Source organism: Frigidibacter sp. SD6-1 (assembly GCF_030143255.1).
Classification (GTDB): Bacteria; Pseudomonadota; Alphaproteobacteria; order Rhodobacterales; family Rhodobacteraceae; genus TMP-24.
The window spans coordinates 1-13,620 of the sequence record NZ_JARJNR010000011.1 but is presented as its reverse complement, the minus strand read 5'-3'; the positions used below and the strand labels follow the sequence as shown (position 1 = coordinate 13,620).

The 13,620-nt window shown below is 64.7% G+C and carries 12 protein-coding genes; 10 read left to right on the top strand and 2 right to left on the bottom strand.

What is annotated here, in order from left to right; translation table 11 throughout:
* Position 1: 1 nt before the first annotated feature.
* Positions 2-1,528: a 2-polyprenylphenol 6-hydroxylase gene (gene ubiB / locus P0645_RS16865; protein WP_284165727.1), complete on the bottom strand. Its 1,527-nt coding sequence runs from the start codon at positions 1,526-1,528 to the stop codon at positions 2-4.
* Between the two features lies 1 nt (position 1,529).
* Positions 1,530-2,282: a bifunctional demethylmenaquinone methyltransferase/2-methoxy-6-polyprenyl-1,4-benzoquinol methylase UbiE gene (ubiE, locus tag P0645_RS16860; RefSeq protein WP_284165726.1), complete on the bottom strand. Its 753-nt coding sequence runs from the start codon at positions 2,280-2,282 to the stop codon at positions 1,530-1,532.
* An 82-nt stretch (positions 2,283-2,364) separates the two neighbouring features.
* Between ubiE and P0645_RS16855 the strand changes: the two genes are divergently transcribed.
* From P0645_RS16855 to gyrB, 10 genes are all read left to right on the top strand, one after another.
* Positions 2,365-3,042, top strand: coding sequence for a hypothetical protein (locus P0645_RS16855; protein WP_284165725.1), 678 nt, complete (start codon positions 2,365-2,367; stop codon positions 3,040-3,042).
* A complete protein-coding gene (mutM, locus tag P0645_RS16850; protein WP_284165724.1) occupies positions 3,035-3,973 on the top strand; it encodes a bifunctional DNA-formamidopyrimidine glycosylase/DNA-(apurinic or apyrimidinic site) lyase in 939 nt (312 codons plus the stop codon). Before P0645_RS16855 ends, mutM begins: the two co-directional genes overlap by 8 nt.
* Positions 3,974-4,022: 49 nt before the next feature.
* Complete coding sequence (locus P0645_RS16845; RefSeq protein ID WP_284165723.1) at positions 4,023-4,799, top strand: enoyl-CoA hydratase-related protein; 777 nt, start codon at positions 4,023-4,025, stop codon at positions 4,797-4,799.
* A 95-nt stretch (positions 4,800-4,894) separates the two neighbouring features.
* Positions 4,895-5,164, top strand: a complete 270-nt coding sequence (rpsT, locus tag P0645_RS16840) for a 30S ribosomal protein S20 (protein ID WP_284165722.1) — start codon at positions 4,895-4,897, stop codon at positions 5,162-5,164.
* Between the two features lie 524 nt (positions 5,165-5,688).
* Positions 5,689-7,059 (top strand): chromosomal replication initiator protein DnaA, encoded by a 1,371-nt coding sequence (gene dnaA / locus P0645_RS16835; RefSeq protein ID WP_284165721.1) that lies wholly within the window; start codon positions 5,689-5,691, stop codon positions 7,057-7,059.
* Positions 7,060-7,189: 130 nt separating this feature from the next.
* Positions 7,190-8,308 carry a DNA polymerase III subunit beta gene (gene dnaN / locus P0645_RS16830; protein WP_284165720.1) on the top strand — a complete coding sequence of 373 codons (1,119 nt, stop codon included), beginning with the start codon at positions 7,190-7,192 and terminating at the stop codon, positions 8,306-8,308.
* 83 nt (positions 8,309-8,391) lie between these two features.
* Positions 8,392-9,486, top strand: coding sequence for a DNA replication/repair protein RecF (recF, locus tag P0645_RS16825; protein ID WP_284165719.1), 1,095 nt, complete (start codon positions 8,392-8,394; stop codon positions 9,484-9,486).
* Complete coding sequence (locus P0645_RS16820) at positions 9,483-9,917, top strand: VOC family protein (protein WP_284165718.1); 435 nt, start codon at positions 9,483-9,485, stop codon at positions 9,915-9,917. The genes recF and P0645_RS16820 overlap by 4 nt, the downstream gene beginning before the upstream one ends.
* Positions 9,914-10,534 (top strand): LysE family translocator, encoded by a 621-nt coding sequence (locus P0645_RS16815; RefSeq protein WP_284165717.1) that lies wholly within the window; start codon positions 9,914-9,916, stop codon positions 10,532-10,534. The genes P0645_RS16820 and P0645_RS16815 overlap by 4 nt, the downstream gene beginning before the upstream one ends.
* A 163-nt stretch (positions 10,535-10,697) precedes the next feature.
* Positions 10,698-13,148 carry a DNA topoisomerase (ATP-hydrolyzing) subunit B gene (gene gyrB / locus P0645_RS16810; protein ID WP_284165716.1) on the top strand — a complete coding sequence of 817 codons (2,451 nt, stop codon included), beginning with the start codon at positions 10,698-10,700 and terminating at the stop codon, positions 13,146-13,148.
* Positions 13,149-13,620 lie beyond the last annotated feature (472 nt).

The window sequence follows — 13,620 nt, the reverse complement described above, 5'->3', positions numbered from 1 at the left end:
GTCAGAAGAGCGCGGCCACCGCCACGCCTGCCGCGAAAGCGGCAACAGCAAGCGCCGCAATGGCCCAGGGGCGGCGGCGCGGCGGCCTCGATTCCTCGGGAACGGCCGCGCCACGCACCAGAAGCGCCTCGGCGATCTGCGGCAGTTTCGGCCCGAACCGGCCCAGAACCTGTGCGGTCTTGATGAGGTCGCGGAAAAGCGCCTGCGGACCGATATTGCTGCGGATATAATCCTCGACCACGGGGCGCGCCACGTCCCAGATGTTGATATGCGGATCGAGCGAGCGGGCGACGCCCTCGACCACCACCATCGTCCGCTGCAGAAGGATCAGTTCCGTCCGCGTCTGCATCCCGAACCGTTCCGTCACCTCGAAGAGGTAAGACAGAAGATGCGCCATCGAGATCTGGTTGGCGTCCATCCCGGCGATCGGCTCGCCCACGGCCCTGAGCGCGCGGGCAAATTCGTTGATGTCGCGGTCGCGCGGCACGTAGCCCGCCTCGAAATGCACCTCGGCCACGCGCACGTAATCGCGGCGGATGAAGCCCATGAGGATCTCGGCATAGACCCGGCGGGTATAGGTGTCGATCTGACCCATGATGCCGAAATCATAGGCGATCAGATCCCCGTTCGCGGCGACCTTCAGGTTGCCCTGATGCATGTCGGCATGGAAGAACCCGTCGCGCAGCGCATGGCTGAGGAACAGTTGCAGCACGCGGGCGGCGAGCGCCTGACAATCATGGCCCGCGGTCTTGATGGCGGCCACATCGCCAAGGGGAATGCCCTCGGCCCAGCCAAGCGTCATCACCCGGCGGGAGGAGAGGTGCCAGAGCGGCGTCGGCACCGCGAAGCCCTTGTCCTTCGCCGTGTTGACCGCGAATTCCGAGGCGGCGGCGCTTTCGAGCCTCAGGTCCAGCTCGCCCATCACCACGCTTTCGAAGTGGGCGATCACGTCGGTGGGGCGCAGGCGGCGCGAGGCGGGCGAGAGGGTCTCGATCAGTCCGGCGGCGAAATAGAATGCGTCGATGTCGCGGCGGAAGGCGCGCTCGATTCCCGGGCGCAGGACCTTCACCGCCACCTCCTCGCCGGAACTTGCGACGCGGGCACGGTGCACCTGCGCGATCGAGGCGGCTGCGACAGGTTCGGAGAATTCCGAGAAGAGATATTCGACCGGCTTGCCAAGCTCGGCCGCGACCGTGGCCTTTGCCGTCGCCAGATCGAAGGGCGGCAGCTTGTCTTGCAGGACCTTGAGTTGGTCGGACAGCTCCACCCCCACCACATCCGGGCGGGTCGACAGGACCTGCCCGAACTTGATGTAGGCGGGGCCAAGGGCGGTCAGGGCGCGCGTCACCGGCGGCAACGCCGGATCACCGCGATAGCCGAGGAAGCGGAAGGGCCAGCCAAGGACGCGCGCCAGCAGTCGCAGGCGCGGCGGAACTTCCATTGCCTCCAGCGCGAGCTTCATCGCGCCGGTGCGCTCGAACGTGGCCCCGGTGCGGATCAGCCGCCAGAGATTGTGAGGGCCCCGCACCTCAGATCTTCCAGCCGGAGTGAAGGGCGGCAATGCCCATCGAGAGGTTGCGGTATTTCACCTGGCCGAAGCCCGCCTGCCGGATCATGGCGGCGAATGCCTCCTGATCGGGGAACTTGCGGATCGATTCGACGAGATACTGATAGGAGGCGCGGTCGTTCGCGACGATCTGGCCCATCAGCGGAATGACATTGAAGGAATAAAGGTCATAGGCCTTTTGCATCAGATCATTTGGGATCTGGCTGAACTCCAGCACCATCAGCCGCCCGCCGGGCCTCAGCACCCGGTAGGCCTCGGTCAGCGCATCGGCGATGCGCGTCACGTTCCGGATGCCGAAAGAGATCGTGTAGACATCGAATGACCGGTCGGGGAAGGGCAGCGCCATTGCATCGCCAACGACCCAGTCGAGGCTTGGGGCCATATTCTCGGCCTCGGCGCGCTTGCGGCCTTCGACCAGCATGCTTTCGGTCATGTCGCAGACGGTGGCATGGGCCGATTTCGCCCTTGTCAGAAAGCGGAAGGCCACATCGCCGGTTCCGCCCGCCACATCGAGAAGCCTCTGGCCCGGCTGCGGCGCCAGCCAGTCCATCAACGCGTCCTTCCACAGCCGGTGGATACCGACGCTCATCAGATCGTTCATCACGTCGTAACGGTTCGCCACACGGGTGAAGACGCCATGCACCATCCCAGCCTTCTCGGCCTCGGGCACGGTCTGGAAACCGAAATGCGTGTTCTGTTGCCTGTCCTGCGTCATGTCTTCTGCCCGATTTCCGCCGCACTCGAGTTATACCGAAGCCGCTGCAAATAAAACCTTTGTCGGCAAGAAAGGTCGGTTCATGAACATGGCGGTTGCGTTCGACGTGATCTTCAGGACGATATCGCTCGTCCTGCCATTCGCCGTGATCTTCGGGCCGATGGCCTATTTCGGCTGGTGGAAGGCAAGAAGGCGGCGCCAAATCATCGACCTTCACCGCGATCAGGGCACGATCGGACCGGCTGCGTTCTTTCAGGGACAGCCCCTTCCGCGACATTATGATGCAGTCGCACGGATCGGCACGGGCGGCCCTGCGCCAATGACATTGAACGAGCGGATCCTTAAGGCATCTGTCGGCGTGAGGTTCTTCGTCCTCGGCCTCGCCGCTGTGATCGGCACATTTGTCTTCCGGCCCGATCTGGCGCCGAATGGCTTTCACGAAGCGATGGAGGAGCTGCCTGTCAGCGTCAGCTACCTGCACTGGGCCATCCTGTTCTTCCTTGGCAACGGCGTGCTTTACATTTTCGGGTTCGAGGCGCGCTACGACCGCGATGTGCTGATCGTGACGCGGATGATGTTCGTTCGCCGGGAATATCTCTGGCGGAACCTGGACTGGATCGGCGATGATGGGGCCTATGAACTGGTGCTGAAATTCGAGCCGGGGGGCAAGGCGAAAGTGTTGAAACACAGCGTCGGTATCGGCGAATTCAAGGAATTTGCGCAGGAGCAGATCAGGAAGAACCGGACCCACCGTGCCTGAACTGCCAGAGGTCGAAACCGTCCGGATGGGGCTTCTGCCGGTGATGGAGGGCCGCGTGATTGCCCGCGCGCAGGTCAACCGGCCCGATCTGCGCTTTCCCCTGCCCGCGCGGATGGCGGAGCGGTTGACCGGTGCCCGGGTCGAGGGGCTCAGGCGGCGGTCGAAATATATCCTCGCCGATCTTTCGACCGGCGAGACGCTTCTCATTCATCTTGGCATGTCGGGGCGGATGCTGGTTTCGGCGCCCCCCACCCTCTCCCTCCCCACAAGGGGGAGGGAAGCGCCAGAGACCACGGCGCAGGTTCGCGGCCCCCTCCCCCTTGCGGGGAGGGAGGGGGTGGGGGGCTTTCACTTCAGCCATCCGGCGCCGGAAAAGCACGATCATGTCGTTCTCGACATGGAGGGCGGCGTGCGGATCACCTTCAACGACGCCCGCCGCTTCGGGGCGATGGATCTGATGCCGACGGCCGGGGCCGAGGCACACAGACTGTTGCGCGATCTGGGGCCGGAGCCCCTGGGCAACCTCTTCAACGAAACCTATCTGGCCGGACGGCTGGCGGGCCGGGCGATGCCGGTGAAGGCCGCGCTGCTTGATCAGAAGATCGTCGCGGGGCTGGGCAATATCTATGTCTCCGAGGCGTTGCACCGCGCCGGGATCGACCCGCGCCGCCTGTCGGGCGATCTGGGGGCCGCGGACGTGGCGCGGCTGGTACCGGTGGTGCGTGAGGTCCTGTCCGAGGCGATCGCGGCGGGGGGATCGTCGCTGCGCGACTACCGGCAGGCGGATGGCGAGCTTGGCTATTTCCAGCATTCCTTCCGGGTATATGACCGGGAAGGCCAGCCCTGCCCGGCACCGGGATGCACGGGAGCGATCGAGCGGATCGTCCAGTCGGGCCGGTCCACCTATCACTGCCCCGTCTGCCAAACGTGACTTGCACCCTTCGCCCCGCCTGATAGTCACGGGGAAACGGGAGAGTGCCATGACCTATGAAACGCTTCTCATCGAGAGCCACGGACCGGTCCGCCTGATCCGCCTGAACCGGCCCGAGGCGCTGAATGCGCTGAGTGCGCAGCTCATGGGGGAACTGGCGGCGGCGCTGACCGCGATGGACGGCGATCCGGACGTGCGCGCCATCGTGGTGACCGGGTCGGAAAAGGCCTTCGCGGCGGGCGCCGACATTCGCGAAATGTCGACGAAAGGCTTCGCCGAAGTGTTCCTCGAGAATATCTTCGCGGCTGAAGCCGACCGTATCCGCGCCACCCGCAAGCCGGTGATCGCGGCGGTGGCGGGCTATTGCCTCGGCGGGGGCTGCGAGCTTGCCATGCTGTGCGATTTCATCATCGCCGCCGACAGCGCGAAATTCGGCCAGCCCGAGATCAACCTTGGCGTCATTCCCGGCATCGGCGGGACGCAGCGCATGACCCGGCTGATCGGGCGCGCGAAGTCCATGGACCTGCATCTGACCGGCCGGATGATGGGGGCGGAAGAGGCAGAGCGCGCGGGCCTGACCGCACGCACCGTGCCCGCCGCCGATTTGGTGGCCGAAGCGCTGGCCGCCGCGCAGAAGATCGCCGAGAAATCGCAGATCGCGGTGAAGGCCGCCAAGGAGGCGGTGCACCGGGCCGACGAAATGACGCTTGCCGAGGGGGTGCTTTTTGAGAGGCGGCTTTTCCAGTCGCTTTTCGCGACCGAGGACCAGAAAGAAGGCATGCTGGCCTTCATCGAGAAGCGCCCGCCGAAATTCACCGATAGATAGGCGAATTTTGCGCCTGGCGCACTGTTGACTTCTCCGCGAGTCGCCCCTAGAAGCGCGGCTTCAGATTTACTTGAACCGAAATCGGAATCCGTCCCATGGCAAATACGCCCCAGTCCAAGAAGCGCGCGCGCCAGTCCGAGCGTCGTCAAGACGTGAACAAGGCACGCCGTTCGCGGATCCGCACGTTCCTGCGCAAGGTTGAAGAAGCGATCACTTCGGGCAACACCGAGGCCGCGACCGCCGCGCTGAAGAATGCCCAGCCGGAACTGGCGCGTGGCATCACCAAGGGCGTGCTGCACAAGAACACCGTCGCGCGCAAGATGTCGCGTCTGGCGTCGCGCGTGAAAGCGCTCGCGACCGCCTGACAGGCAGACGATCAAGACCAATTCAGGGGCGCACCGCAAGGTGACGCCCCTTTCGATTTTCGGGCGCAGGCGGATCATGACGTGACGTAAGATTCTTGCGTTCCAACCGGTCCGAAAACCGCCCTGTCACACGTTTGCACGGCCCTTCGGGATTCGTTCTGCCAATCGGTGAGTCAAGCGCGAAGTTCTGTTGCGGGGCGCGCGCGCGGCTTGCTAGCGTCTGGTCAGCGATTCACTTCGTCCTGGGGGGACGGAAGACATCGGGGAAGTTGCGGGGGTGCACCCGCTTCACCTCACCGCACATTCGCGAAGATGTGCGGCATGTGCCTTTGCCCGTGCGCTCGCACGGTTGTCTGTGAAGGAACGGTCCGGCCGATTTTTGGCAGGTAGTGCCGTTGTTTCCGATCACCCCCCAACCTTGTGAGGTGCAGCGGCCGGACACGCCGCCTGCGCCCTGAAGGAGAGCGGAGGAATGCCGGCCGGGCGACCGGGCGCATGGGACAGAAGATGTGGGCACAAAAAGAATGATCGAAAAAACCTGGGGGCAGGCTCAAGATGAATTGCGCAAGACGGTCGGCAAGAATGCCTTCGCGAGCTGGATCGAGCCGCTGACACTCGTCAGCCTCGATGCGGGCACCGCCCGTTTCGACGTTCCGACCAATTTCATGCGCGACTGGGTGTCGCGCAATTATTCCGAACAGATCCGGTTGCACCTTGCCAAGGTCGGCGCCGAGGTCGAGCGGGTGGACTTCGTGGTGCCCAAGGCCCGCGCCGTCCCGATCGCCAAGGTCGCGCCCGCGACCCGCAAGGCGGCGAGCCGCCCGCAGGCGGCCCAGCGGTCGGAAGAAGGCGACCTGCCGGGCGCCGCGCTCGATTCCCGCTTCACGTTCGATTCGTTCGTCGTGGGCAAGCCGAACGAGCTGGCCCATGCCGCCGCGCGCCGCGTGGCCGAGGGCGGGCCGGTCACCTTCAATCCGCTGTTCCTCTATGGCGGCGTCGGCCTCGGCAAGACCCATCTCATGCATGCGATCGCGCAGGAGATGCAGGCGCGCGACCCCGAACTGCGGGTGCTGTATCTTTCGGCCGAACAGTTCATGTACCGCTTCATCCAGGCGCTGCGCGACAAGCAGATCATGGATTTCAAGGAGCTGTTCCGCTCGGTCGACGTGCTGATGGTCGATGACGTCCAGTTCATCGCGGGCAAGGAATCGACACAGGAAGAATTTTTCCACACGTTCAACGCGCTGATCGACCAGAACAAGCGCATCGTGATTTCGGCAGACCGCGCGCCGGGCGAGATCAAGGATCTGGAAGAGCGGATCAAGTCGCGCCTGCAATGCGGGCTGGTCGTCGACCTGCATCCCACCGATTACGAATTGCGCCTCGGCATCCTGCAACAGAAGGCCGAGACCTATCTGGCGCTGCATCCCGGCGTGAAGCTTGCGGGCGGCGTGCTGGAATTCCTGTCGCACCGGATCACCACCAATGTCCGCGTGCTGGAAGGGGCGCTGACCCGGCTTTTCGCCTTCGCCTCGCTCGTCGGCAAGGAAATCACGCTCGACCTCGCGCAGGACTGTCTTGCCGATATCCTGCGCGCCTCGGACCGCAAGATCACCATCGAGGAGATCCAGCGCAAGGTCAGCGAACATTTCAACATCCGGCTGTCCGACATGATCGGGCCGAAGCGCACCCGGACCATTGCCCGTCCGCGTCAGGTGGCAATGTATCTGGCCAAGCAGCTGACGACGCGCAGCCTGCCCGAGATCGGCCGCCGCTTCGGCGGGCGCGACCACACGACCATCATGCATGGCGTCCGCGTGATCGAGGAAATGCGCGGCACCGACCATCAGCTGGCCGAAGATGTGGACCTGCTGCGCCGGCTTCTCGAAAGCTGAGCCGTCACGGCGGGGCGCGGCTTGACCTCGCGCCCCTTTCCGGTTGAAACATCTGAAAAACCTTGAGCCCGGGCGGAAACTTGCTAGTTTCTCCGTCCCGGGCTGTGTCCGGACATGACAGGGGACGGAAATGAAACTCAGCATCGAACGCGCAGTGCTTCTGAAGGCGGTCGCCCAGGCACAGTCGGTCGTCGAACGGCGCAATACGATTCCGATCCTCGCCAATGTGCTGATCGAGGCCGAGGGATCGACCGTCTCGCTGCGCGCGACCGACCTCGATATCGAGGTCATCGACAAGGCCCCCGCGATGGTCGAGCGCGCCGGTGCGACGACCGTATCGGCGGTGATGCTGCATGAAATCGTGCGGAAACTGCCGGACGGGGCGCTGGTGCAGCTGACCGACGACAGCGCCGCGGGCCGCCTGACCGTCGAGGCCGGCCGCTCGACCTTCTCGCTCGCGACCCTGCCGCGCGAGGATTTCCCGGTGATGGCCTCGTCGGAATATACCGCCAATTTCTCGGCGCCCGCGGGTGTGCTGCGGCGCTTGTTCGACAAGTCGAAATTCGCGATCTCGACCGAAGAGACGCGCTATTACCTCAACGGCGTCTACATGCATGTGGCGACCGGCGAAGACGGCACCGTCCTGCGCTGCGTAGCGACCGACGGCCATAGGCTGGCACGGATCGACGCGGCGCTGCCCGACGGCGCACAAGGCATGCCGGGCGTGATCGTGCCGCGCAAGACCGTGGGCGAACTGAGAAAGCTTCTGGAAGACGACGAAGCAAAGATCGCCGTGTCGGTTTCGGAAACCAAGGTGCGTTTCGCCACGCCCGCGATCACGCTGACCTCTAAGGTCATCGACGGCACCTTCCCCGACTATACCCGTGTGATCCCGACCGGAAACACCAAGCGGCTGGAAGTGGATGCGGCCGAGTTTGCCAAGGCGGTCGACCGGGTGGCGACGGTTTCGTCGGAACGCTCGCGCGCGGTGAAGATGCAGCTGGACGAGGACCGGCTGGTCCTGTCGGTCAACGCCCCCGACAGCGGCGCGGCAGAAGAAGAGCTGGCGGTCGCCTATGGCGACGAGCGGCTGGAAATCGGCTTCAACGCGAAATACCTGCTGGAGATCGCAAGCCAGGTCGATCGCGAGAATGCCGTGTTCCTGTTCAATTCGGCAGGTGACCCGACGCTTATGCGTGAGGGTAACGATACGTCGGCCGTCTATGTCGTGATGCCGATGCGGGTGTGATGTCCGGGCCGAGGCCGGGGGGCCAGCCCCCCGGACCCCCCGGGATATTTGTACCAGAATGAAGGGCAAGAGGGTCTTTCGGGGTGCCCGTTACAGAACTGCTCCTGTCGCATTTCCGCTCGCACCGCCGCACGGCCTTGAGCTTTGACGGTGGACCGGTGGCGATCCACGGGCCGAACGGCGCGGGCAAGACCAACATTCTCGAAGCGATCTCGCTTCTGTCGCCCGGTCGCGGCCTGAGGCGGGCGGCGGCAGAGGACCTGTCGCGGCGGCCCGAAGCGCTTGGCTGGAAGATCGCGGCGAGCGTCGACGGACATGAGATCGAGACCATGGCAGAACGCGCCGCCGCGCGCAGCGTCACGATCGACGGCAAGACTTCCACACAGGCGACGCTCGGGCGGATCGCGCGTATCCTGTGGCTGACCCCGGCGATGGACCGGTTGTGGATCGAAGGGGCGGAGGGGCGGCGTCGGTTCCTCGACCGGATGGTCCTGTCCTTCGTGCCCGCCCATGCCGAGGCAGCGCTGGCCTACGAAAAGGCGATGCGGGAGCGCAACCGGCTTTTGAAGGACGGGGTGCGCGATCCGGCCTGGTACGGGGCGCTCGAGGCGCAGATGGCCGAGGCGGGCGCCGAGATCGACAGAAACCGCAGCGCGGCGCTGGACCGGCTGGCAGCGGCGCAGGCCAACGCGGACACGACGTTTCCTGCCGCCGAACTGGCGATCCTGGATGGCGAGGATGGCGCGATACCCGGCGGTGCGGAGGGGCTGGCGGGGGCCTTCGCCGCGGGCCGGGCCCGCGACATGGCCGCGGGGCGGACGCTCGTCGGCCCGCATCGCGCCGATCTGTCGGCGATCTATGCTGCGAAAGGCACACGCGCCGCCCAATGTTCGACCGGCGAGCAGAAGGCGCTTCTGATCTCGCTCATCCTCGCCAATGCCCGTGCGCTTGCCAACGACATCGGCCAGCCGCCGATCCTGCTGCTGGATGAAGTGGCCGCCCATCTTGATGAGGATCGCCGCGCCGCGCTCTACAACGAGATCGCGGCGCTTGGCGCGCAGGCGTTCATGACCGGCACCGGGCCGGAACTCTTCGAGGCGCTCGGGCCTCGTGCGCAGTGGCTTGAAGTCTCGGAGGAGGCGGGTCACTCTCGCGCCACCTTCCGGAGCGGAACATGAAGCGCGAACGCGTCACCTTGATCACCCTCGGCGTCGCCGATCTTGCCCGCGCGCGCGCCTTCTACCAGGCCTGGGGCTGGCAGACCCATCCGCGCTCGATGGAAGCGCTTGTGCTTTTCCAGATGAACGGGCTGGCGATGGCGCTCTTCGATCTGGAGGCGCTTGCAGCCGATCAGGACAGGCCGGGGGCAGCGCTCGGCACCGGGGCGATGACGCTCGCACAGAACATGGAAAGCGAGGCAGATGTGGACGAGACTTTCGCGCGCGCCGTCGCCGCCGGAGCCGAGATGCTGAAATCGCCGAAGAAAGCCTTCTGGGGCGGTTATTCGGGTTATTTCGCCGATCCCGACGGCCATGTCTGGGAAATCGCCCATAATCCCTTCTGGCCCCTTGACGAGGATGGCAGCCTGACACTCGGGGTGGCGGAGTGACCGTCACGCTTTCCCAGCTCGCGCTTTATGCGGGCGGCATGTTCCTTCTCTGGGCCGTACCCGGACCGGTCTGGGTGGCGCTGACGGCCCGTGCGCTTTCCGGCGGCTTTGCGTCGGCCTGGCCGCTCGCCGTCGGCGTGGCGCTTGGAGACCTCGTCTGGCCGCTCTGCGCGATCTTCGGCCTGACCTGGATCCTGTCCGTCTATGGCGAGTTCCTGTCCCTCCTGCGCTGGGTGGCGGCGGCGGTCTTCATGCTCATGGGCGCGATGCTCATCCGCAAGTCCACCGGAACGATGAAGGCCGACAGCCGCCTGACGAGGCCCGGCGTATGGCCGGCTTTCTCCGTCGGGGTCGCCGCGGTGATCGGAAACCCCAAGGCCATCCTGTTCTACATGGGGGTGCTGCCCGGCTTCTTCGACCTGTCGAGGATCACTGCCCCCGACATTGCCGCCATACTTGCCATCTCGGCGCTTGTCCCGATGCTCGGGAACCTTGGCCTTGCCCTCTTTCTCGACCGCGCCCGCGCGCTTCTCGCCTCGCCCGAACGGTTGCACCGTCTGAACGTGATCTCGGGCTGCCTCCTTATCGCCGTCGGCCTCGCGATCACTCTGACCTGATCATCTCTTCCGTTTGCAAATATCCCGGGTGGGTCCGGGAGGGCAGAGCCCTCCCGGCGGATCGCCGCCGCAGGCGGCGAAACCACAAAATCTTGGGGCTTGCGCGTGACAATCCCGGCCCGAACCCCTATAAAATGGGTAGAAAACGTACAGGCGGACAGGCATGACTGAGAAGGCGCAACAGCCCGGCGACTACGGCGCGGATTCCATCAAGGTTCTCAAGGGGTTGGAGGCTGTCCGCAAGCGCCCCGGCATGTATATCGGCGACACCGACGACGGCTCGGGCCTGCATCACATGGTCTATGAGGTCGTGGACAACGGCATCGACGAGGCGCTGGCCGGTCACGCCACCGAAGTGGTAGTGAGAATCCATGCCGACGACAGCGTTTCAGTGCGCGACAATGGCCGGGGGATTCCGGTCGACATGCACCCTGAGGAAGGCGTGTCGGCGGCCGAAGTGATCATGACCCAGCTGCATGCCGGCGGAAAATTCAACAACACCGACGAGGGCGGCAATGCCTACAAGGTCTCGGGCGGGCTGCATGGCGTCGGCGTCTCGGTGGTGAATGCCCTTTCCGAGTGGCTGGAACTGACCGTCTGGCGCAACGACACCGAATATCGCGCGCGCTTCGAGGATGGCGAGTGCACCGTCCATGTGCACGAGGTCGGCCCCGCTCCCGGCAAGCGCGGCACCGAGGTCCGCTTCCTCGCCTCGGCCAAGACCAACCGCGAAGACGGCACCTTCTCGAACCTCGACTATCAGTTCAAGACGCTTGAAACCCGTCTGCGGGAACTGGCCTTCCTGAATTCCGGCGTCCGCATCGTCATCGAGGACGACCGCCATGCCGAACCGATCCGGACGGAGCTGTTCTACGACGGCGGCGTGCGGGAATTCGTCAAATATCTCGACCGTTCCAAGCAGTCGGTGATGGCCGAGCCGATCTACATGACCGGCGAACGCGCCGGCATCGGCGTCGAGGTCGCGATGTGGTGGAACGACAGCTACCATGAAAGCGTGCTGCCCTTCACCAACAACATCCCCCAGCGCGACGGCGGCACACACCTTGCGGGCTTCCGCGGCGCGCTGACCCGCACGATCAACAACTATGCCCAGTCCTCCGGCATCGCGAAGAAGGAAAAGGTCGATTTCACCGGCGACGATGCCCGCGAAGGGTTGACCTGCGTCTTGTCAGTGAAGGTGCCCGACCCGAAATTCTCCAGCCAGACCAAGGACAAGCTGGTGTCGTCCGAGGTCCGCCCGGCGGTCGAGAATCTGGTGAACGAAAAGCTCGCCGAATGGTTCGAGGAAAACCCCGCCCAGGCCAAGATCATCGTCGGCAAGATCATCGAGGCAGCGCTTGCCCGCGAAGCGGCGCGCAAGGCGCGCGAACTCACGCGCCGCAAGACGGCGATGGACGTGGCGTCGCTGCCCGGCAAGCTGGCCGATTGCCAGGAGAAGGACCCCGCACTGTCGGAATTGTTCCTCGTCGAGGGTGACTCGGCCGGCGGTTCGGCGAAACAGGGCCGCGAGCGGAAGAACCAGGCCGTGCTGCCCCTGCGCGGCAAGATCCTGAACGTCGAACGCGCACGCTTCGACCGGATGCTCTCGTCCGAACAGATCGGCACGCTGATCACCGCGCTGGGCACCGGCATCGGGCGCGACGAATTCAACGTGGGCAAACTGCGCTATCACAAGATCATCATCATGACCGACGCCGACGTCGACGGCGCCCATATCCGCACGCTCCTGCTGACCTTCTTCTTCCGCCAGATGCCCGACCTGATCGAGCGCGGCCACCTCTACATCGCCCAGCCGCCGCTCTACAAAGTCGCGCGCGGCAAGTCCGAAGTCTATCTGAAGGACCAGGCGGCACTGGAGGATTACCTCGTCCAGGCCGGGATCGAGGGCGCGGTCCTGAAGCTCGTCTCGGGCGAGGAAATCAGCGGGGCCGACTTGGCCCGGGTGATCGAGGAAGCCCGCGTGGTGAAGAGGATTCTCGCCGCCTTCCCCACACATTACCCCCGCCATATCCTCGAACAGGCGGCGATCGCCGGGGCGCTGTTGGCTGGCAGGGTGGATGCCGATGCCCAGGGCGTGGCGAACGAGGTCGCACGGCGTCTGGACGAGGTCGCCGTCGAGTATGAGCGCGGCTGGTCCGGCCGCCCGACGCAGGATCACGGCCTGCGCTTCGCCCGCGCGCTGAGGGGGGTCGAGGAGGTGCGCACGCTCGACGGCCCGGTCCTGCGCTCTGGAGAGAGCCGCCGCCTTGCGACGCACACGCAAAGCCTGCAGGAAACCTACGGCGCGCTCGCCCGCCTTGTCCGCAAGGACAAGGAACAGCCCATCCACGGCCCGACCGAGCTTCTTGCCGCGATCCTCGCCGAGGGCGAGAAGGGTCTGACGCTGCAGCGCTACAAGGGGCTTGGAGAGATGAACCCCGACCAGCTGTGGGAGACCACGCTCGACGCCTCGGCGCGCACGCTTCTGCAGGTGAAGGTCGATGATCTGGCCGAGGCCGAGGACATCTTCACCAAGCTGATGGGCGATGTGGTCGAGCCGCGCCGCGAGTTCATCCAGCAGAACGCTTTGAGCGTCGAGAATCTGGATTTCTGAAGTACTGTAGGATCGCGCAAAACCTTGCGCTCTACCCAAAGGTTTGCGCGATTTCCTCATAACCATGCGCGGACCGAATCTTGTTGCGATCCGGATCTGGTCAAATTTTTCCGGAAAAACGGCCAGTTTCTCCCATGCGACGCCGACGGAAATTCCGGATTTGTTAGACAACGCTTCACGGTGAGCTCTCCTCGTTGCACCTCCCGCAACCAGATCGCCGATGCCCAACTTGGAGTCGTGCCGTGGTAGCACCAGTGGCCAGAGGATGAGGCAAAGGGTTCAGCATTCTGCAGCAGAGAATGCTTCAGCAGGTGGCCATCGCTCCCAGCATTCGCTCCGACCTCTTCGAGTGACCTGCCACTGAACTTTCACCCAGCCGGAACCGGAGTCCTTTGGGTTGATACGCCGATCGGCGCTGGTGGAGCAACCAACAGATGCGCGGAGCTTTCAGGTTGCGCAGCGCGGCTGTTGG

Excerpts from the sequence above, each read along its gene's own strand:
- ubiE (WP_284165726.1), bottom strand. The coding sequence starts at position 2,282 with ATGACGCAGGACAGGCAACAGAACACGCATTTCGGTTTCCAGACCGTG.
- P0645_RS16855 (WP_284165725.1), top strand. The coding sequence starts at position 2,365 with ATGAACATGGCGGTTGCGTTCGACGTGATCTTCAGGACGATATCGCTC.
- P0645_RS16845 (WP_284165723.1), top strand. The coding sequence starts at position 4,023 with ATGACCTATGAAACGCTTCTCATCGAGAGCCACGGACCGGTCCGCCTG.
- rpsT (WP_284165722.1), top strand. The coding sequence starts at position 4,895 with ATGGCAAATACGCCCCAGTCCAAGAAGCGCGCGCGCCAGTCCGAGCGT.
- dnaA (WP_284165721.1), top strand. The coding sequence starts at position 5,689 with ATGATCGAAAAAACCTGGGGGCAGGCTCAAGATGAATTGCGCAAGACG.
- dnaN (WP_284165720.1), top strand. The coding sequence starts at position 7,190 with ATGAAACTCAGCATCGAACGCGCAGTGCTTCTGAAGGCGGTCGCCCAG.
- P0645_RS16820 (WP_284165718.1), top strand. The coding sequence starts at position 9,483 with ATGAAGCGCGAACGCGTCACCTTGATCACCCTCGGCGTCGCCGATCTT.
- gyrB (WP_284165716.1), top strand. The coding sequence starts at position 10,698 with ATGACTGAGAAGGCGCAACAGCCCGGCGACTACGGCGCGGATTCCATC.